Origin of the sequence: Streptomyces monashensis (genome assembly GCF_001866665.1) — a bacterium.
GTDB classification, from domain to species: domain Bacteria; phylum Actinomycetota; class Actinomycetes; order Streptomycetales; family Streptomycetaceae; genus Streptomyces; species Streptomyces monashensis.
Genome location: NZ_MLYO01000018.1, coordinates 30,869 through 50,718, shown reverse-complemented (window position 1 = coordinate 50,718; position 19,850 = coordinate 30,869). Strand labels below are relative to the sequence as shown.

Here is a 19,850-nt window from a genome sequence, read left to right as displayed (position 1 = left end):
TCACCGTCGACCCGCCTCCCGTAGCCGCTCCCACGAGGAGGTGCCGTCATGACGGTCATGGAGCAGCGAGGCGCGTACCGGCCTTCGCCGCCGCCCGCCTGGCAGCCCCGTACGGACCCCGCGCCGCTGCTGCCCGACGCCGAGCCCTACCGCGTCCTCGGCACGCAGGCCGCCGCCAAGGCCGACCCCGACCTGCTGCGCCGGCTCTACGCCCAGCTGGTCCGCGGCCGCCGCTACAACACCCAGGCCACCGCGCTCACCAAGCAGGGCCGACTCGCCGTCTACCCCTCCAGCACCGGCCAGGAGGCCTGCCAGGTCGCCGCCGCGCTGGCCCTCCGGGAACGCGACTGGCTCTTCCCCAGCTACCGCGACACGCTCGCCGTCGTCGCCCGGGGCGTGGACCCCGTCGAGGCGCTCACGCTGCTGCGCGGCGACTGGCACTGCGGCTACGACCCCCACACCCACCGGGTGGCCCCCCTGTCCACCCCGCTGGCCACCCAGCTTCCGCACGCCGTCGGCCTCGCGCACGCCGCCCGCCTCAAGGGCGACGACGTCGTCGCCCTCGCGCTGGTCGGCGACGGCGGCACCAGCGAGGGCGACTTCCACGAGGCGCTGAACTTCGCCGCCGTCTGGCAGGCACCGGTCGTCTTCCTCGTGCAGAACAACGGCTTCGCCATCTCCGTCCCGCTCGCCAAGCAGACCGCCGCGCCCTCCCTGGCCCACAAGGCCGTCGGATACGGCATGCCGGGCCGGCTGGTCGACGGCAACGACGCGGCGGCCGTCCACGAGGTCCTCAGCGACGCCGTGCAGCACGCGCGCGCGGGCGGCGGACCCACCCTGGTGGAGGCGGTGACGTACCGCATCGACGCCCACACCAACGCCGACGACGCCACCCGCTACCGCGGCGACACCGAGGTCGAGGCCTGGCGCGCGCACGACCCGATCGAGCTGCTGGAGGCGGAGCTGACCGCACGGGGACTGATCGACGAGGCCGGCAAGGAGGCCGTTCGGCAGGACGCCGAGGAGATGGCCGCCTCCCTGCGCGCACGCATGAACCGCGATCCCGAACTGGACCCCATGGCCCTCTTCGACCACGTCTACGCCGAGACCACCGCCCAACTGCGGGAACAGCGCGCCCTGTTGCGGGCCGAGCTGGACGCCGAGCAGGAGCAGCACGGCGAGCGGGAAGGCGGCGCCCGATGACGACCGTCGCCGTCAAGCCCGCCACCATGGCGCAGGCCCTCACGCGCGCGCTGCGCGACGCGATGGCCGCCGACCCCACCGTGCACGTCATGGGCGAGGACGTCGGCGCGCTCGGCGGTGTCTTCCGGGTCACCGACGGCCTCGCCAAGGAGTTCGGCGAGGACCGCTGCACCGACACCCCGCTCGCCGAAGCCGGCATCCTCGGCACCGCCGTCGGCATGGCCATGTACGGCCTGCGCCCGGTGGTGGAGATGCAGTTCGACGCCTTCGCCTACCCGGCGTTCGAGCAGCTGATCAGCCATGTCTCCCGGATGCGCAACCGCACGCGCGGCCGGATGCCGCTGCCGATCACGGTCCGCGTCCCCTACGGCGGCGGCATCGGCGGCGTCGAGCACCACAGCGACTCCTCCGAGGCCTACTACATGGCCACCCCGGGCCTGCACGTCGTCACGCCCGCGACCGTCGCCGACGCCTACGGACTGCTGCGCCAGGCGATCGCCTCGGACGACCCTGTCGTCGTCCTGGAGCCCAAGCGGCTGTACTGGTCGAAGGACGCCTGGAACCCCGAGCACCCGACCGACGTGGAGCCCATCGGCCGCGCGGTGGTGCGCCGGCCGGGCCGCAGCGCCACCCTCGTCACCTACGGCCCCTCCCTGCCGGTCTGCCTGGAGGCCGCCGAGGCGGCCCGGGCCGAGGGCTGGGACCTGGAAGTGCTCGACCTGCGCTCGCTGGTGCCGTTCGACGACGAGACGGTCTGCGCGGCCGTCCGGCGCACCGGACGCGCGGTCGTCGTCCACGAGTCCACCGGGTTCGGCGGACCGGGCGGCGAGATAGCTGCCCGGATCACCGAGCGCTGCTTCCACCACCTGGAGGCGCCCGTGCTGCGCGTGGCCGGTTTCGACATCCCCTACCCGCCGCCCATGCTGGAGCGGCACCACCTGCCCGGCGTCGACCGCATCCTGGACGCCGTGGCCCGGCTGCAGTGGGAGGCCGAGGGCTGATGGCACAGGTGTTGGAGTTCAAGCTCCCCGACCTCGGTGAAGGACTCACCGAGGCGGAGATCGTCCGCTGGCTCGTCCAGGTCGGTGACGTCGTCGCCGTCGACCAGCCGGTCGTCGAGGTCGAGACGGCCAAGGCCATGGTCGAGGTGCCCTGCCCCTACGGCGGTGTGGTCACCGCCCGCTTCGGCGAGGAGGGCACCGAACTGCCCGTCGGCGCACCGCTGCTGACGGTCGCGGTGGGCGAACCGGCGCCGCACACCGGGCCCGAGGGCTCCGGCAACGTCCTGGTTGGATACGGCACGTCGGAAGCACCCGCGCGACGCAGGAGGCTGCGGCCGGCGCCGACGGCGGCCGACGGCGCGAGCGCGAGCACCGCCGGGACCGGCACACCCGTCGCAGGCGCGGCGACAGGGCGGAACGGGACCCCGGCCTCGCTCGTCGCTGCCGCCGTACCCGTGACCGCACTCCACACAGAGGGCCCCGTGCCCGTGATCTCCCCGCTGGTGCGCAGGCTCGCCCGTGAGGGCGGCGTGGACCTGCGGCAGCTGGCGGGCTCCGGCCCGGACGGACTGATCCTGCGCGCGGACGTCGAGGGCGTACTGCGGGCCAGGACGGCCCAGGGCAACGGCTGGGCCGAGGCACCGACCGCGGCCGCACCCGCCGTCCCTGCCGCGTCCGCCCCCGCCTCCCCGGCCCCGCGCGCCGCAGGGGTCCGTGTCCCTCTCAAGGGCGTGCGCGGAGCCGTCGCCGGCAAGCTCTCCCGCAGCCGCCGGGAGATCCCGGACGCCACCTGCTGGGTGGACGCGGACGCGACCGAACTCATGCGCGCGCGTGCCGCGATGAACGCCGCCGGAGGTCCGAAGATCTCCCTGCTCGCGCTCCTCGCCCGGATCTGCACCGCCGCTCTCGCCCGCTTCCCCGAGCTGAACTCCTTCGTCGACACGGAGGCCCGCGAGATCGTCCGGCTCGACCACGTCCACCTCGGATTCGCCGCGCAGACCGAACGCGGGCTGGTCGTGCCGGTCGTCCGGGACGCCCACGCGCGCGACGCCGAGGCGCTGAGCGCCGAGTTCGCCCGGCTGACCGAGGCCGCCCGCACGGGCACCCTGACGCCCGGGGAACTCACGGGCGGGACCTTCACGTTGAACAACTACGGGGTCTTCGGCGTCGACGGCTCCACCCCGATCATCAACCACCCCGAGGCGGCCATGCTCGGCGTCGGCCGCATCGTCCCCAAACCCTGGGTGCACGAGGGCGAGCTGGCGGTGCGCCAGGTCGTCCAGCTCTCGCTCACCTTCGACCACCGGGTGTGCGACGGCGGCACGGCCGGCGGCTTCCTGCGGTACGTGGCGGACTGCGTGGAACAGCCGGCGGTGCTCCTGCGCACCCTGTGACAACCGCGGGACCCGGCGCCAGGCCCCCCTGAACGGCCCCGCGGGCCGCCCGCGGCAGACCGGTACGGCGCAGACGAGCAGGCCCGGGCGGGACATACTCGGGGGATGAGCGACAACGCCCCCGCCGCGCCCGGGACACCCGCGCCGTACGATGCCGTCGTGCTGGCCGGCGGCGCCGCCCGGCGGCTCGGCGGGGCCGACAAGCCCGGGCTGCGGGTCGGCGGCCGGGCGCTGCTCGACCGGGTGCTCACGGCCTGCGCGGGCGCCCGTACGACGGTCGTCGTGGCCGCCCGGCGGCCCACCACGCGGCCGGTGCTGTGGACGCGCGAGGAGCCGCCCGGCGCGGGACCGGTCGCCGCGCTGGCGGCAGGACTGCGCCTGGCCACCGCCGAGGACGTCGTCGTGCTCTCCGCCGACCTGCCCTTCCTCGAACCCACCACTCTCCAGCGCCTGTTGGCCGCCCTGCGCGACAGCGGCGCCGACGGCGCGCTGCTCACCGACGCGGGCGGCCGCGACCAGCCGCTCGTCGCCGCCTACCGCACCGGCGCACTGCGCCGTGAACTGGGCGCCCTCGCGGCCGGGCCCGGCGACCTGACCGGGCTGCCCCTGCGCCGGCTGACCGGCGCCCTCCGCCTCACCCGTGTCCCGGACCCCCTCGCGTCCTTCGACTGCGACACCTGGGACGACATCGCCGACGCCAGGGCACGCATCAGGGAGCATGGTCACGTGTTGGATGAATGGATCTCCGCAGTCAAGGACGAGCTGGGCATCGACCTCGACGTCGACACCGGCGTTCTGCTCGACCTGGCCCGGGACGCCGCGCACGGCGTCGCCCGGCCCGCCGCCCCGCTGACCACCTTCCTCGTCGGCTACGCCGCGGCCCAGGGCATGGAAATCGAGGGGCCCGAAGGGCCTTCGAACACGGGGGGTGGGCGACGGGTGAGAGGCCCCGAGGCCGTCGCCGAGGCCGCCCGCAAGGCCACCGCGCTGGCCTTGCGCTGGGAAGAGGAGAACGAGGCGAAGGCCGGAGGCGGGGACGGCAGCGGCCCGGGCACCCCGGACGCCGGATGACCGCCCCCGGCACTCGGACCGGGGCGCCCGCGCAGGACAGCGACGACCTCGACCTGGAGGAGGCCCTCGCCCTCGTGAGACAACCCAGGGACGACAACGCGGGCCAGACACCCGCTCCGGAGCCTGACACAAACGGCGAAGGGAACCGGGTCACCCCCTGGCACCAGGCCCGTGAGACCGCCGCCCGCGCCGCGCGCACCCGCCCGCGCCGCGCCCCCGTCTCCGTGCCGCTCGGCGACGCCCTCGGCCTGGTCCTGGCCGCCCCCCTCGACGCCCTCACCGACCTGCCCTCCTTCGACACCTCCGCGATGGACGGCTGGGCGGTCGCCGGACCCGGCCCCTGGCTGGTGCGCGACGAGGCCGTGCTCGCCGGGCACGGCCTGCCCGAGCCGCTCACCGACGGCGAGGCCGCGCGCATCGCGACCGGTGCCCGCATTCCCGCCGACACCACCGCGGTCCTGCGCGGCGAGCACGGCCACACCGACACACAGGGCCGGCTGCACGCCACCAGGGACCTGGCGCACGGCCAGGACATCCGCCCGCGCGGCCAGGAGTGCCGCAGGGGCGACCAGTTGCTGCCCATCGGTACCCTGGTCACCCCTGCCGTCCTCGGCCTGGCCGCCGCAGCCGGATACGACACCGTCACCGCCGTGCCCCGGCCACGCGCCGAAGTCCTCGTCCTCGGCGACGAGTTGCTGACCGAGGGGCTGCCGCACGACGGGCTGATCCGGGACGCGCTCGGCCCCCTGCTACCGCCCTGGCTGCACGCGCTCGGTGCCGAGGTCGTCGCGGTACGGCGGATCGGCGACGACGCCGAGGCCCTGCTTCGGGCCGTCACCAGCTCCGACGCCGACCTGATCGTCACCACCGGCGGCACCGCCGCGGGCCCGCGCGACCATGTGCACCCGACCCTGGAGCGCATCGGCGCCGAACTCCTCGTCGACGGGGTCACGGTGCGGCCCGGCCACCCCATGCTGCTGGCCCGCACCAAGGACGACCAGCATCTCGTCGGCCTCCCCGGCAATCCCCTCGCGGCCGTCTCCGGCCTGCTCACGCTCGCCGAGCCGCTGCTGCGCACCCTCGCCGCCCATCCGGCCCCCGAGCGGTACGCACTGCCGCTGACCGAGGCGGTCCAGGGGCACCCGCACGACACCCGGCTCGTCCCCGTGGTGCTGCGCGGCGACTGTGCCGTACCGCTGCACTACAACGGCCCGGCCATGCTCCGCGGGGTCGCCGCCGCCGACGCGCTGGCCGTCGTACCGTCCGGCGGGGCGCCGCAGGGCGCGCAGACCGAACTGCTGGATCTGCCGTGGGCGAGCGCCGGGATCGGGGTGTGTTTCACGTGAAACGTCCGGGCCGGGGCGCCATCGCCCGGCACCGGCAGGTGGGCCACGTCCCCGGCGTACTCGTCGTCAGTGGTGGGACGCGGCACGCTGAATGGTGATCAACCGATCCCCGGCCCGGAGAGTTTCCGCTCGGGGATCGGCATGGTCCAGCATCTCCTTGCCCCGCATGACGGTGACGACCAGATCAGGGCTCTGCCGTGGGGAGTGCCCCACCTCGCCCGGGGACACCGGGCGCTCCACGAGATCCAGTCCGCTGCCGTATGTCATGAGGTCTTCCAGGACGTCCGCGCTGCGCGCGCTGGACATCGCCACACCGAGCAACCGACCGGCCGAACTGGAGCTGGTGATCACTGCGTTGGCGCCGCTCTGCTTCAGCAGCGGCACGTTCTCGTCCTCTCGGACGGCAACGACAATCGAGGCCCTCCTGTTGAGCTGCCGCGCAGTGAGGGTGACCAAGGTCGCGGTGTCGTCGCGCTGGGGAGCCACGACGACGTGCGCTGCCCGGTGAAGTTCGGCTCTGCTCAGAGTCTCCGAGCGCGTGGCGTCGCCGTGTACCGCGGCAAGCCCGTCGCTGGTGGCCAGGTCCACCGCCTTCTTCTGCGGATCGACCACGACGATCTGTTCCCTTGACATCCCCTGCCCCAGAAGGGTCTCGACGGCATGACGGCCCTTCGTGCCGTAGCCGACCACGACGACGTGATCGCGGATGCGAGCGCGCCAACGTTCGATCCGGACCTGATGTCGCGTGCGCTCGGTGAGGACCTCCAGCGTGGTGCCGACCAGGATGATCAGGAACAGCACGCGCAGGGGCGTGATGACGAGGATGTTGGTGAGGCGGGCACCGTGGCTGACCGGGGTGATGTCGCCGTATCCGGTGGTGGAGAGGGTGACGGTCGCGTAGTACGCGGAGTCGACCAGGTCCACCTTGCCGTCCGCGTTGTCCTGATACCCACTACGGTCCAGCCACACGACCAGCGTCGTGAGGACAAGCACCAGCATCGCCACGGCCAGCCGCCGGAGCACCTGTTGGAGGGGCGGTACCGTCACGCCGACCGGCAACCGGACCGACTGGCCGTCCTCGGCTCTGGACCAGTGGCGCAGGGACCGGAGGAGGGGAAGGCGAGTCCTGTCCGAGCCTGGTTGCCTTGGGGCACTCATCGTGCGTTTCCTCTGCTGTCCGTGTCGTGACGCTGGAGACCGTTCCGCCATTGTTGCCCTTGGCGCCCGGAGCCGGCGTCGGATCACATGAGCGGGAGGCACACGTTGCGGGATCACACCGTCGTCATCGGCTTCGGCACCAAGGGCCGGTCGGCGATCCAGACCGTCTGCGCGACCGGGCTGAGGACAGAGCAGGTGGTCGTGGTCGACCCCAGTGCCAAGGCCGTCGACGCGGCGACCGCCGAGGGCTACACCGGGGTCATGGGCGACGCCACCCGCAGCGACGTGCTCAGACGCGCCGAGCTGCACAAGGCCCGGCAGATCATCGTGGCGCCGCAGCGCGACGACACCGCCGTCCTCGTCACACTGACGGCCCGCCAGCTCAACCGGGGCGCGAAGCTCGTGGCCGCCGTGCGCGAGGAGGAGAACGCACCGCTGCTCAAGCAGTCCGGCGCCGACGCCGTCATCACCAGCGCCAGCGCGGCCGGCCGGCTGCTCGGCCTGTCCGTGCTCAGCCCCGCCGCCGGCATGGTCATGGAAGACCTGATCCAGCAGGGCAGCGGCCTGGACCTCGTCGAACGGCCGGTGGTGCGCGGCGAGGTGGGCAAGCGGCCGCGCGAGACCGACGACCTCGTGGTGAGCGTCGTACGCGGACACCGGCTGCTCGGCTACGACGACCCGGCCGTCGGTGCCCTCCAGCTGACCGACCGGCTCATCACCATCGTCCGCGCGTCCCCCGGAAACCAGGCCGTCCCGGGCATCCGGCCGCTGCCGCTCGACTGAGGACCGGGCCCGAGAGCGCACGCCTGGGGAGCCTGCCCGGGACGGGGCACCCACGGGGAGTAGCGTCACCGGCATGCATGCGATCACGATTCCCGAACCTGGTGGTCCCGAGGCGCTGGTGTGGGCGCAGGTCCCCGATCCGGTGCCCGGCGAGGGCGAGGTGCTGGTCGAGGTGGTGGCCAGCGCCGTCAACCGTGCGGACGTCCTGCAGCGGCAGGGCTTCTACAACCCGCCGCCCGGTGCCTCCCCCTACCCCGGCCTGGAGTGCTCCGGCAGGATCGCCGCGCTCGGCCCCGGAGTTTCCGGCTGGGCCGTCGGCGACCCGGTGTGCGGACTGCTCGCGGGCGGCGGCTATGCCGAGAAGGTCGTCGTACCGGCCGGGCAGCTGCTGCCCGTGCCCGAGGGCATCGACCTCACGCGGGCGGCCGCGCTGCCCGAGGTGGTCTGCACCGTCTGGTCCAACGTGTTCATGGTCGCCCACCTGCGGCCCGGCGAGACGCTGCTCGTGCACGGCGGCTCCAGCGGCATCGGCACCATGGCCATCCAGCTCGCGAAGGCCGTCGGCGCCAAGGTCGCGGTGACCGCCGGGACGAAGGAGAAGCTGGAGCGCTGCGCCGAGCTCGGCGCGGACATCCTGATCAACTACCGCGAGCAGGACTTCGTCGCCGAGATCAAGCAGGCCACCGGGGGTGCCGGGGCCGATGTGATCCTGGACAACATGGGGGCGAAGTACCTGGAGCGCAACGTCGAGGCGCTCGCCGTCAGCGGCCGGCTCGCCATCATCGGCATGCAGGGCGGGGCGAAGGGCGAGCTGAACATCGGCACCCTGCTCAGCAAGCGGGCCGCGGTCAGCGCGACCTCACTGCGCGCCCGGCCGCTCGGCGAGAAGGCGGCCATCGTCGCCGCCGTACGCGAGCACGTGTGGCCCCTGATCGCCTCCGGCCGCGTCCGCCCGGTCGTCGACCGCGAACTGCCCATGCCGCAGGCGGCCGAGGCCCACCGGGTCCTGGAGGCCAGCGGCCACGTGGGCAAGGTGCTGCTGGTGGTGCCGTAGGGAGCGGTGCCCGATCGGCGCGCCCGCGCGGCGCCGTCAGCCCCTGCGGAGTCTCAGGCCCAGGAACGCCAGGCCCAGGCCGATGAGGACCAGGCCGCTGCCCAGCGGGAGGAGCTGGAGTACCGGCTCGGTGGCGGTCTCGCCCTGGGGGGCGGCGTGGCGGGCCGGGGTCCGGCCGTGCCCGGACTCGCCGGAGGCGTCCGAGGCTGTCGGCGTCACGACGGGGAGGTCCGCGGTCTCCGGCTCCTCCGACCGGCCCGTGCCGGGGGCTCGGGTCGGCACGGTGGCGTCGCCGCCCTCCACCTCGGCCGCGGGCCCGTCCGGGCGGCCCGGCCGAAGCCGCCCCTCGCCCGCCAGGCTGCCCGCCCGGGTCGGGTCGGCGGCCCCGGGGTGGTGCGAGGCCGAGGAGGAGCCGGAGGGTATGGAGGCGGGCGAAGCGGCCGCGCTGGGGGAGGCCCGGCTGCCCCGGTCGCCGTGATCCGGATCGCCCGGCCGGTTCCCCGGGCGCTCCGGCCGGCCACTGACCGAGCCGTTCGAGCTGCCCGAGCCGCTCGGCTGAGCCGCGTGGCCAGGATGCTTCGCGTGGCCGGAGCCGGAGTGGTGCGGGCGGTTCTGGCCGGCCGCGGTCCCCGGACCCGGGTCGGCCGCGCAGACGGGCAGGGCGTACGCGGTGCCGGTGCCGTACGCCGACAGGGCCGCCGTCACGGCGAGGGCGAGCAGCAGTCGTATGGAGCGAAGGGTGAGTCGCAGCCATGGAGTCACGTCGGTGACCTCCCGGAGCCGGGATGCGGTGATCAATGGATGACCGGCAGAAATAAGCCTCACATTCATTGACAACCAGGGCATTTCAGAGTGCTCCGTCGGGTTGAAACGGTGGATCACTCCCAGGAGGGGGCACCACGGTGATGAGGTGTACGGGTGCGAGAGAATGGCGGCATGGAGATGCCGAGGAACGAACGGTCGCCGGAGAATCCTCAGATCCTCGTCGTGGGCCAGGACGGAATGGCGCTCGGCGGCGGTAACGGGGACGAGGACTCCCGCGAGATCCCGGTGACGGAGCAGGTGGAACAGCCGGCCAAGGTCATGCGGATCGGCAGCATGATCAAGCAGCTCCTGGAGGAGGTGCGCGCGGCTCCTCTGGACGAGGCCAGCCGGGTCCGGCTGAAGGAGATCCACGCCAGCTCGGTGAAGGAGCTGGAGGACGGCCTGGCGCCGGAACTGGTCGAGGAACTGGAGCGGCTCTCCCTGCCGTTCAACGACGACGCCACCCCGAGCGACGCGGAACTGCGGATCGCGCAGGCCCAGTTGGTCGGCTGGCTCGAAGGCCTCTTCCACGGGATCCAGACGACGCTCTTCGCCCAGCAGATGGCCGCGCGGGCCCAACTGGAGCAGATGCGCCGCGCGCTGCCGCCCGGTGTCACGGGCCACGAGGGCGACGACCCGCACACGGGCGGCCGAGCGGGCGGGCCGTACCTGTGACGACCGGGCCGTACCGGTGACGCCTCGTCCGTACCGGTGACGACCGGCCCGCACCAGTGACCATGCGGCCCGCGCCGCGAACGACCGGGGCCCGGCACGGAAAGTGCCGGGCCCGATCTTCGTTCCGCGGAGTCGTTGCCGCCGTCGGGAAGAAGCGTCAGCTTCCTTCGGTTCGCGGCGGTTTCAGGCGGGGTTGCCGTTCGACACCTTCAGCTGGACGGTGCCCGGGTCCTTCGGGTCGACGGGCGTTCCCGCGGCGGGGAACTCGTCCAGCACCGTGCCGTCGCCCCAGGTGTTGTCGTTCACGAGCGTGATCTCGTACTTCCAGCTGGCCGCCTGGAAGCACGACTTCACCGAGTTGATGTCCTTGTACCGGAAGTCCGGCAGCTCGACCTTCTTCGTGTCGTCGTAGGACTCGGTCGGCTCGGTGCACTTGGTCTTGTCGATGACCCGGGTGGTGTCGGGGCCCCGGTAGCCGGCCTTGTGCGAGGTGGACGCCGAGGCGCTCGCACCGCCGCCGCCCGCGTTGTTGCCGTTGCCCCCGCTGTTCAGGGTCAGCGCGACGAGCAGGCCGACGACCGCGACCAGCGACACCGCGATCGAGCCGATGATCACCGGCTTGTTGCTCTTGCCGCCGCCGGAGCCGGCGGTGCGCGTGACCGTCTGGGCCGTCGGGGCCGTGACCCCGTACGGCGGCGGGGTCGACGCCTGCGCGGCGTAGCCCGCCGGAGGCGGCGTCTGGTACCCGCCCTGCTGCGGGTAGCCGTAGGCGGCCGGGGCGGGGGTCTGCGGCGCGCCGTACGGACCCGGCTGGTACGGCGTCTGCACCGGGCCGGGGGCCGGCTGGGCGGTCTGGTCGACCGGCGGGAACACCGCGGAGCCGACGCCCGAGCCGCTCTGCGTCTGCGTGGCGCCCGGCACGATGCTCGGCGCGGCCGCCTGGAAGGAGGCGGCGACGCGCAGGCACTCGTCGCGCATGGCCTCGGCGGTCGGGAAACGCTCGTTCGGGTTCTTCTTCAGCGCGCGGGCGACCAGCGCGTCCACCGCCGGCGGCAGGGACCGGTTGATCGTGGAGGGCGCGACCGGCTCCTCCTGCACGTGCGCGTACGCGATCGCGAGCGGCGAGTCCGCGTCGAACGGCAGCCGCCCGGTGACCAGCTGGAACAGCATGATGCCGACCGAGTACAGATCGGAGCGGGCGTCCACGCCGCGGCCGAGTGCCTGCTCCGGCGAGAGGTACTGCGGGGTGCCGACGACCATGCCGGTCTGGGTCATCGAGGTGACCCCGGACTGCATGGCGCGGGCGATGCCGAAGTCCATGACCTTGACCACACCACGCTTGGTCACCATCACGTTGCCCGGCTTGATGTCGCGGTGGACCAGCCCCATCTCGTGGCTGATGTCCAGCGCCGCCAGCACGTCGGCGGTGACCTTCAGGGCCTTGTCGGCAGGCATCGCGCCGTACTGCCGGACGTCCTCGTCGAGGACCGAGCCCAGCGGGCGGCCCTCGATGTACTCCATGACGATGTACGGCATGGCCGTGCCGCCGAGATCGTCCTCGCCGGTGTCGAAGACCGAGACGATGTTGGTGTGCGTGAGCTTGGCCACGGCCTGGGCCTCGCGGCGGAACCGCTCACGGAACGCCTGTTCCCGGCCGAGCTCGGTGTGCAGTGTCTTGATCGCGACCTGGCGGTCGAGCACGGCGTCGTACGCCAGGTGCACCGAGGCCATGCCGCCCTCGCCGAGCAGATCCCGCAGCTGGTAGCGGCCGCCGGCGAGGGCTTGCCCCGCATACCGGCCGTGCGCGCCGTCCTGGCTCATCTCTCCCCGTCCCCCACCGGCCGTCCGGCGCCTTCGCTCATCGCAGGGCCTTGATCGAATGTGTCATTACCGGCCAAGTCTGCCCCAGGGCACTGACACGTCAAGCTCGGTGCCCGTTCCGTGACCGTACGCGCAAGAAGCGTCGCGCAAGCGTTACAGGGGGCGTACGACCGGCACACAGAATTTGCACGACAGCGCGTGCTAGAGGTTTCATGGCCGGTCACGCTCGTGGCTGGTCCCGGTTCCCGTTCCGAACCGGTGGCACCCACGAACCCTGTAGCGTGGCCGACGGAGACCGTGACAACACCGCGCGCACCGCGGGCAGAAACGACGGCGAGGACTGATGGCACAGACGCAGCGCGCCCAGGGCCCGTCCGACCCCGAGGCGAGTGGCGGCGGTATGTCGGACGCGCCGGAGTTGTGGGGCAACGGCGGGCTCGTCGGCGACGGCCGCTACCGGCTGACCCACCGGCTGGGCCGGGGCGGCATGGCCGAGGTCTTCGCGGCCGAGGACGTCCGGCTGGGCCGGACCGTCGCGGTCAAGCTGCTCCGGGCCGACCTGGCCGAGGACCCGGTCTCCAAGGCCCGCTTCACCCGCGAGGCACAGTCCGTCGCGGGCCTCAACCACCACGCGATCGTCGCCGTGTACGACTCCGGCGAGGACACGCTGCCCTACGGCGGCTCCGCCGGGGGCGGCGTCCAGTCCGTGCCGTACATCGTGATGGAGCTGGTCGAGGGCCGCACCATCCGCGATCTGCTGATGAACGCCGAGGCGCCGGGCCCCGAGCAGGCCCTGATCATCGTCTCGGGCGTACTGGAAGCGCTTGCCTACTCCCACCAGCACGGCATCGTGCACCGCGACATCAAGCCGGCCAACGTGATCATCACGAACAGCGGCGCCGTCAAGGTGATGGACTTCGGCATCGCGCGTGCGCTGCACGGCGCCCAGTCGACGATGACGCAGACCGGCATGGTCATGGGCACGCCGCAGTACCTCTCCCCGGAGCAGGCGCTCGGCAAGGCCGTCGACCACCGCTCCGACCTGTACGCGACCGGCTGCCTGCTGTACGAACTCCTCGCGCTGCGGCCCCCGTTCACCGGCGAGACCCCGCTGTCGGTGGTCTACCAGCACGTCCAGGACATGCCGACCCCGCCGTCGCAGGTCACCGACGGCTGCCCGCCGGAGCTGGACGGCCTGGTCATGCGCTCGCTCGCCAAGGAGCCGGACGACCGGTTCCAGACGGCCGAGGAGATGCGCGGGCTGATCCAGTACGGCCTGCAGATGCTCTACGAGGCGGGCGGCCACACGGGCACCTGGAACACCGGCCCGGTGCAGTCGCACGACGGCCGGCACACCCCGGCGGGCGGCTTCGCGGGGACGACCGCGATGCAGCACCCGGGCGACTTCGGCTCCGGCACCGCGCAGATCCCGCAGCCGATCCTGCCGTCCGGCTACGGCAACGGTGACGACGGCGGCTTCGAGGGGCACGGCAACAGGGGCGGCGGACGCGGCAAGCTGTGGATCGTCGCGGTCCTCGCGGTGATCGCCATCGCGGCGGGCGTCGCGATGGCGCTGAACAACGCGGGCGGCGGCGGGAAGACCGGCGGCGACACCAAGCAGTCGACGACGCCCTCGCAGTCCGCGTCGGACGACTCGACGTCCCCGTCGCCGTCGGACAGCACCACCGACCAGCCGACCGATCCCGGCACGTACAACGGCTCGGACACCGGCTCGGGCGGTACCGGCTACACCCCGACGGATCCGCAGACCTCGCAGTCCGACACCACGAGCCCGACGGACCCGCAGACCACGCCGTCGCAGTCCACGGGCACCGGCACCACCACCGGTGGCACGACCGACGGCGGTACGACCAAGGGCGGTACGACCAACGGCGGTACGACCGACGGCGGTACGACCAAGGGCGGTACGACCAACGGCGGTACGACCACCGGCACCACCAATGGCGGCACGACCACCGGCACCGCGAACGGCGGCACGGACACGGGCGCGACCTCCGGCGTGGCGGGCGACCCCACCGCTTGAAGGACCCCTCCGGCGCCCGTGACGGCCTCTCCGTGAGCCGACCGGTGTCCCGGGCGGGTGCGGTCTCGGGCGCCGTCAGGCCGTGAACGCCTCGCAGACGGCGTCGTACTCGCGGGTCCACCACACCACGAGCGCCGACGCGGCCGGGAACTGACAGTCCGCGCGCGTGTCTCGCCGTTCGTAGTGCCAGCGCAGCATCCAGAAGTCGTTCAGCCGCTCCCACCACACCCGGTGCACGGCCGCCGACAGCTCCGAGGGCGTGGCCCCGGCCGCGCGCCGGTACGCGCGCGCGTAGGCGCGTACCTTCGGCAGGTCCAGGGCGCCCGCGGGGCGCACGAAGAAGATCACCGCGGCGCGTACGGCCTCCTCCGCGCGGGGCTGCACGCCGAGCCGGTCCCAGTCGACGATGGCCGCGGGCACACCGTCCTTGTAGAGCAGGTTGAACGGGTGGAAGTCGCCGTGCACCCAGCCCACCGAGCCCCCGCGCGGGGGGCGCCGGTCCGCGTGCTGTTCCAGGAGCGCCCGGCGTTCCAGGAGCCGGTGCCGGGCCAGTTCGTCGAAGGCGTCGGCGGGACGGTGGCGCCGGACCCTGCCGAGCAGGTCGTCGATGAGGTCGAAGGTGTCGGCCGGATCGGCGCTCTCCACGGGATGAGGGCTCGTGGCCGGACGCGTGCGCCCCTTGGGTGGCATCACGCGCTCCAGGCAGGCGTGCACGGCGCCCAGGACCGCTCCCAGACGTGCGCTCTCGGGCCGGGTGAGCTGGCCGCCGTGGCGGTGCCGGCCGTCGATCCAGGGGTGCAGGGCGTAGGCGTGGCCGCCGACGACGGCGACCGTACGGCCCTCGCGGGACGCGAGCGGCACGGGGACGGGGACGCCCAGGTCGGCCAGGCGCCGGGTGGCCAGGTGGCGGCGCTCGATGGCGGCCGGGTCGGCGGTGTCGGGGTCGAAATGGTGCTTCAGGAAATAGCTGCCGCGGGTGGTGCACACCCGGTATGCGCGATTGAGCAGGCCCTGCATGACCGGTTCACAGGTGAGAGCACTACCGGCGGAGTACATGCGGAGCACGTCGCCCAGAGGGGGCGCTTGGGGTACGAGGGGTGGTACACAAGAGCGCGGCACGCCGCAGATGCTAGGGCACGAAAAGCCCCCGTGAGCTGGGGGTTGTCACAAGCAGTCGACGATGATCGCTTTCGGTCAGGCGCCAGGCTTTATCAGAGATTTCCGTTGCTTCCGCTCTTTTCCGCCTGCGTGCGGACGGCATAAGCGGCAGCTCGGGGAACGGCGCTGGCACCGAGTGCGGAAAGCGGACTCGAAACGTAATTCTTGATCGTCTTGGCGGTGGGACGCAAACGCTCGCTCACGCCCGGGTGAACCCCGCGACGGATCTCCCGGTGGCCGGAACGCGCACCCGCGTGTCCGCCGCTGAGCCGGCCCCGCCGACCGCCGCGGTGCCGGGCTCGCCGAAGGGCATTTCGTGGCCGTCCCGGCGGGCGGACTCGTGGTCGTCGCGGGGAAATGCCATGATTTTTACGCCTTCGCGTATGCGGCCCGTCTCACACGCAGACTCTTCCCGTGACCTGGGTGCGCGGGATAACGTGCGCTTGCTCCGGCCGTTCGCGAGGCTGTGACCAGCATGCTTCCAGCTCCCTCGAATTTACTTGGAAATCCAATCAAAGACGCAGGTCAGATGGGGTTTCACAGAAATGTGAGGCACTGGGTAACGTGTTGGTTGCAGGGCGCTCGCCGGGGCACCTGTCACGCCTGTTCCCGGCCGAGTGGCACCCACCCCGTGCCCGGTGGTCGAAACAGGTGAGCCGCACTGGCCTACCGGCAACCCCGGGGGCCGGAACGACGGAGGAGCACACGTGACCGTGGACAGCAGTGCCGCGCGCCAGCCGCGACGCAGCGCCGCAGACAAGGCCGGCAAGACCGGTACCGGAGCGAGGTCCGGCAGGTCCGGCACCGCGTCCGGAGCCACCGGTACCAAGCGCACCACCCGCACCGCCGCGAAGAAGAGCGCCGAGCCCGAGCTCGTCCAGCTCCTCACGCCCGAGGGCAAGCGCGTCAAGAACGCCGAGTACGACGCCTACGTCGCCGGCATCACCCCCGAAGACCTGCGCGGCCTGTACCGCGACATGGTGCTCACCCGCCGCTTCGACGCCGAGGCCACCGCCCTCCAGCGCCAGGGCGAGCTGGGCCTGTGGGCCTCCCTGCTGGGCCAGGAGGCCGCCCAGATCGGCTCCGGGCGGGCCACGCGCGAGGACGACTACGTCTTCCCGACCTACCGCGAGCACGGAGTCGCCTGGTGCCGCGGGGTCGACCCGACCAACCTGCTCGGCATGTTCCGCGGCGTGAACAACGGCGGCTGGGACCCGAACAGCAACAACTTCCACCTCTACACGATCGTCATCGGCTCCCAGACGCTGCACGCCACCGGCTACGCGATGGGCATCGCCAAGGACGGCGCGGACAGCGCGGTGATCGCCTACTTCGGCGACGGCGCCTCCAGCCAGGGCGACGTGGCCGAGTCGTTCACGTTCTCCGCGGTCTACAACGCCCCGGTCGTGTTCTTCTGCCAGAACAACCAGTGGGCGATCTCCGAGCCGACCGAGAAGCAGACCCGGGTGCCGCTCTACCAGCGCGCACAGGGCTACGGCTTCCCCGGCGTCCGCGTCGACGGCAACGACGTGCTGGCCTGTCTCGCGGTGACGAAGTGGGCGCTGGAGCGCGCCCGCAGGGGCGAGGGCCCCACCCTGGTCGAGGCGTTCACCTACCGCATGGGCGCCCACACCACCTCCGACGACCCCACCCGCTACCGGGCCGACGACGAGCGCGCCGCCTGGGAGGCGAAGGACCCGATCCTGCGCCTTCGCCGGTACCTGGAGGCGTCAAACCACACGGACGACGGATTCTTCGCGGAACTCGAGACCGAGTCCGAGGCGTTGGGCAAACGAGTGCGCGAAGTGGTCCGTGCCATGCCCGACCCGGATCATTTCGCCATCTTCGAGAACGTGTACGCGGACGGGCACGCGCTCGTCGACGAGGAGCGCGCCCAGTTCGCCGCCTACCAGGCGTCGTTCGCGGACGCGTCTGAAGGGGGTCACTGACATGGCCGAGAAGATGGCGATGGCCAAGGCCATCAACGAGTCGCTGCGCCGGGCCCTGGACACCGACCCCAAGGTCCTGGTCATGGGCGAGGACGTCGGCAAGCTCGGCGGCGTGTTCCGGGTGACGGACGGCCTGCAGAAGGACTTCGGCGAGAGCCGGGTCATCGACACCCCGCTGGCGGAGTCCGGCATCGTGGGCACCGCGATCGGCCTGGCCCTGCGCGGCTACCGCCCGGTGGTGGAGATCCAGTTCGACGGCTTCGTCTTCCCGGCCTACGACCAGATCGTCACCCAGCTCGCGAAGATGCACGCGCGCTCGCTGGGCAAGGTCAAGATGCCGGTCGTCGTCCGCATCCCCTACGGCGGCGGCATCGGCGCGGTCGAGCACCACTCCGAGTCCCCCGAGGCGCTCTTCGCGCACGTGGCGGGCCTGAAGATCGTCAGCCCCTCCAACGCGTCGGACGCGTACTGGATGATGCAGCAGGCCATCCAGAGCGACGACCCGGTGATCTACTTCGAGCCCAAGCGCCGTTACTGGGACAAGGCCGAGGTGGACGTCGACGCGATCCCGGCGCCGCTGCACAAGGCGCAGGTCGTCCGCGAGGGCACCGACCTGACCCTGGCGGCGTACGGCCCGATGGTGAAGCTGTGCCAGGAGGTCGCGAACGCGGCGGCCGAGGAGGGCAAGTCCCTGGAGGTCCTGGACCTGCGCTCGGTCTCCCCGCTGGACTTCGACGCGATCCAGACGTCCGTCGAGAAGACCCGGCGCCTGGTCGTCGTCCACGAGGCGCCGGTGTTCTTCGGTTCCGGTGCGGAGATCGCCGCCCGGATCACCGAGCGCTGCTTCTACCACCTGGAGGCCCCGGTGCTCCGGGTCGGCGGCTACCACGCCCCGTACCCGCCGGCCCGCCTGGAGGAGGAGTACCTGCCGGACCTGGACCGCGTGCTCGACGCCGTCGACCGCTCGCTGGCGTACTGAGGAGAGGGTCGTGACGACGATGACGGAAGCGTCCGTACGCGAGTTCAAGATGCCGGACGTCGGCGAGGGACTCACCGAGGCCGAGATCCTCAAGTGGTACGTCCAGCCGGGCGACACGGTCACCGACGGCCAGGTGGTGTGCGAGGTCGAGACCGCCAAGGCGGCCGTCGAACTGCCCATCCCCTACGACGGCGTGGTCCGCGAACTGCACTTCCCCGAGGGCACCACGGTCGACGTGGGCACGGCCATCATCGCGGTGGACGTGGCGGGCGGCGCGCCGGCCCCGGCGCAGGCGGAGCCCGTGGTGCCGGCCGAGGCCCCGGCGGAGGACCCGAAGCCGGAGGGCCGCCAGCCGGTCCTGGTCGGCTACGGCGTGGCGACGTCCTCCACCAAGCGCCGCCCCCGCAAGGGCTCCGAGGCCACGGTCCCGGTACCGGCCCAGGCGATCCAGGCGGAGCTGAACGGCCACGCCGCCCCGGCCGTGGACAAGCCCCGCCCGCTGGCCAAGCCGCCGGTGCGCAAGCTGGCCAAGGACCTCGGCGTCGACCTGGACACGGTCACCCCGTCCGGCCCCGACGGTGTCATCACCCGCGAGGACGTCCACGCGGCGGCCACGCCCGCGGCGGCCGCACCGACGGCTGCCCCGGTCGCCGCCGCACCCGTGACGCCGGCGCCGGCGCCCGTGGCGTCGTACGACACCGCGCGCGAGACCCGCATCCCCGTCAAGGGTGTCCGCAAGGCGACGGCCACGGCGATGGTCGGCTCGGCCTTCACCGCGCCGCATGTCACGGAGTTCGTGACGGTGGACGTGACCCGCACGATGAAGCTGGTCGAGGAGCTGAAGCAGGACAAGGAGTTCCAGGGCCTGCGGGTCAACCCGCTGCTGCTGATCGCCAAGGCGCTGCTGGTCGCGATCAAGCGCAACCCGGACATCAACGCGTCCTGGGACGAGGCCGCCCAGGAGATCGTGCAGAAGCACTACGTCAACCTGGGCATCGCCGCGGCCACCCCGCGCGGCCTGATCGTGCCGAACATCAAGGACGCGCACGACAAGACGCTCCCGCAGCTGGCCGGGGCCCTCGGCGAGCTGGTGGCGACGGCCCGCGAGGGCAGGACGTCCCCGGCGGCGATGCAGGGCGGCACGATCACCATCACGAACGTCGGCGTCTTCGGCGTCGACACCGGCACGCCGATCCTCAACCCCGGTGAATCGGCGATCCTCGCGATCGGCGCGATCAAGCTGCAGCCGTGGGTCCACAAGGGCAAGGTCAAGCCCCGCCAGGTCACCACGCTGGCGCTGAGCTTCGACCACCGACTGGTGGACGGCGAGCTGGGCTCCAAGGTGCTGGCTGACGTGGCGGCGATCCTGGAGCAGCCGAAGAGGCTGATCAGCTGGGCGTGAGGGGCTTC

General features: G+C 72.5%; 16 protein-coding genes and 1 pseudogene. 12 read left to right on the top strand and 5 right to left on the bottom strand.

The window, feature by feature from the left end; translation table 11 throughout:
• Positions 1-48 precede the first annotated feature (48 nt).
• The 5 genes from pdhA (BIV23_RS10355) to BIV23_RS10335 all read left to right on the top strand — a co-directional run bounded on the left by pdhA (BIV23_RS10355) (position 49) and on the right by BIV23_RS10335 (position 6,015).
• Positions 49-1,203: a pyruvate dehydrogenase (acetyl-transferring) E1 component subunit alpha gene (gene pdhA, locus BIV23_RS10355; protein WP_071380503.1), complete on the top strand. Its 1,155-nt coding sequence runs from the start codon at positions 49-51 to the stop codon at positions 1,201-1,203.
• A complete protein-coding gene (locus BIV23_RS10350) occupies positions 1,200-2,204 on the top strand; it encodes an alpha-ketoacid dehydrogenase subunit beta (RefSeq protein WP_071380502.1) in 1,005 nt (334 codons plus the stop codon). The genes pdhA (BIV23_RS10355) and BIV23_RS10350 overlap by 4 nt, the downstream gene beginning before the upstream one ends.
• Positions 2,204-3,598: a dihydrolipoamide acetyltransferase family protein gene (locus BIV23_RS10345; RefSeq protein WP_071380501.1), complete on the top strand. Its 1,395-nt coding sequence runs from the start codon at positions 2,204-2,206 to the stop codon at positions 3,596-3,598. Before BIV23_RS10350 ends, BIV23_RS10345 begins: the two co-directional genes overlap by 1 nt.
• A gap of 105 nt (positions 3,599-3,703) precedes the next feature.
• Positions 3,704-4,669: an NTP transferase domain-containing protein gene (locus BIV23_RS10340; RefSeq protein ID WP_071380500.1), complete on the top strand. Its 966-nt coding sequence runs from the start codon at positions 3,704-3,706 to the stop codon at positions 4,667-4,669.
• On the top strand, positions 4,666-6,015 hold the full coding sequence (locus BIV23_RS10335; protein ID WP_071380499.1) for a molybdopterin molybdotransferase MoeA: 1,350 nt from the start codon (positions 4,666-4,668) through the stop codon (positions 6,013-6,015). The genes BIV23_RS10340 and BIV23_RS10335 overlap by 4 nt, the downstream gene beginning before the upstream one ends.
• Before the next feature lie 66 nt (positions 6,016-6,081).
• On the opposite strand, the gene BIV23_RS10330 is transcribed toward BIV23_RS10335, so the two are convergent.
• On the bottom strand, positions 6,082-7,173 hold the full coding sequence (locus BIV23_RS10330) for a potassium channel family protein (protein ID WP_079173064.1): 1,092 nt from the start codon (positions 7,171-7,173) through the stop codon (positions 6,082-6,084).
• 96 nt (positions 7,174-7,269) lie between these two features.
• Between BIV23_RS10330 and BIV23_RS10325 the strand changes: the two are divergent.
• Both BIV23_RS10325 and BIV23_RS10320 read left to right on the top strand, forming a co-directional pair.
• Positions 7,270-7,956, top strand: a pseudogene (locus tag BIV23_RS10325) (potassium channel family protein); the annotation flags it as partial.
• 73 nt (positions 7,957-8,029) lie between these two features.
• The gene (locus BIV23_RS10320) at positions 8,030-9,010 is read left to right on the top strand and encodes an NAD(P)H-quinone oxidoreductase (protein WP_071380498.1); all 981 of its coding nucleotides are present in this window, start codon (positions 8,030-8,032) and stop codon (positions 9,008-9,010) included.
• Positions 9,011-9,046: 36 nt separating this feature from the next.
• On the opposite strand, the gene BIV23_RS10315 is transcribed toward BIV23_RS10320, so the two are convergent.
• A complete protein-coding gene (locus tag BIV23_RS10315; RefSeq protein WP_071380694.1) occupies positions 9,047-9,772 on the bottom strand; it encodes a hypothetical protein in 726 nt (241 codons plus the stop codon).
• Positions 9,773-9,946: 174 nt separating this feature from the next.
• Here BIV23_RS10315 and BIV23_RS10310 point away from each other — a divergent pair, with 174 nt between their 5' ends.
• Positions 9,947-10,489: a bacterial proteasome activator family protein gene (locus BIV23_RS10310; RefSeq protein ID WP_071378119.1), complete on the top strand. Its 543-nt coding sequence runs from the start codon at positions 9,947-9,949 to the stop codon at positions 10,487-10,489.
• A 183-nt stretch (positions 10,490-10,672) separates the two neighbouring features.
• Here the strand turns inward: BIV23_RS10310 and BIV23_RS10305 are convergent, their stop codons facing one another.
• On the bottom strand, positions 10,673-12,310 hold the full coding sequence (locus BIV23_RS10305; protein WP_071380497.1) for a protein kinase domain-containing protein: 1,638 nt from the start codon (positions 12,308-12,310) through the stop codon (positions 10,673-10,675).
• A gap of 343 nt (positions 12,311-12,653) precedes the next feature.
• Between BIV23_RS10305 and BIV23_RS10300 the strand changes: the two genes are divergently transcribed.
• Positions 12,654-14,354, top strand: a complete 1,701-nt coding sequence (locus BIV23_RS10300; protein WP_079173063.1) for a protein kinase domain-containing protein — start codon at positions 12,654-12,656, stop codon at positions 14,352-14,354.
• A gap of 75 nt (positions 14,355-14,429) precedes the next feature.
• Here BIV23_RS10300 and BIV23_RS10295 read toward each other — a convergent pair whose 3' ends face one another.
• Together BIV23_RS10295 and BIV23_RS50240 are read right to left on the bottom strand one after the other, a co-directional pair.
• The gene (locus BIV23_RS10295; RefSeq protein WP_245790483.1) at positions 14,430-15,410 is read right to left on the bottom strand and encodes a phosphotransferase; all 981 of its coding nucleotides are present in this window, start codon (positions 15,408-15,410) and stop codon (positions 14,430-14,432) included.
• 301 nt (positions 15,411-15,711) lie between these two features.
• Entirely contained in the window at positions 15,712-15,876 is a 165-nt protein-coding gene (locus BIV23_RS50240; protein ID WP_177239828.1) for a hypothetical protein, read from the bottom strand.
• 343 nt (positions 15,877-16,219) lie between these two features.
• Between BIV23_RS50240 and pdhA (BIV23_RS10290) the strand changes: the two genes are divergently transcribed.
• Genes pdhA (BIV23_RS10290) through BIV23_RS10280 form a run of 3 tightly spaced genes read left to right on the top strand, consistent with a single transcriptional unit; the run spans position 16,220 to position 19,842 of the window.
• Positions 16,220-17,461 (top strand): pyruvate dehydrogenase (acetyl-transferring) E1 component subunit alpha, encoded by a 1,242-nt coding sequence (gene pdhA / locus BIV23_RS10290; RefSeq protein WP_071380496.1) that lies wholly within the window; start codon positions 16,220-16,222, stop codon positions 17,459-17,461.
• Between the two features lies 1 nt (position 17,462).
• Positions 17,463-18,440 carry an alpha-ketoacid dehydrogenase subunit beta gene (locus BIV23_RS10285; protein WP_071380495.1) on the top strand — a complete coding sequence of 326 codons (978 nt, stop codon included), beginning with the start codon at positions 17,463-17,465 and terminating at the stop codon, positions 18,438-18,440.
• 10 nt (positions 18,441-18,450) lie between these two features.
• Positions 18,451-19,842 (top strand): dihydrolipoamide acetyltransferase family protein, encoded by a 1,392-nt coding sequence (locus tag BIV23_RS10280; protein WP_071380494.1) that lies wholly within the window; start codon positions 18,451-18,453, stop codon positions 19,840-19,842.
• Positions 19,843-19,850 lie beyond the last annotated feature (8 nt).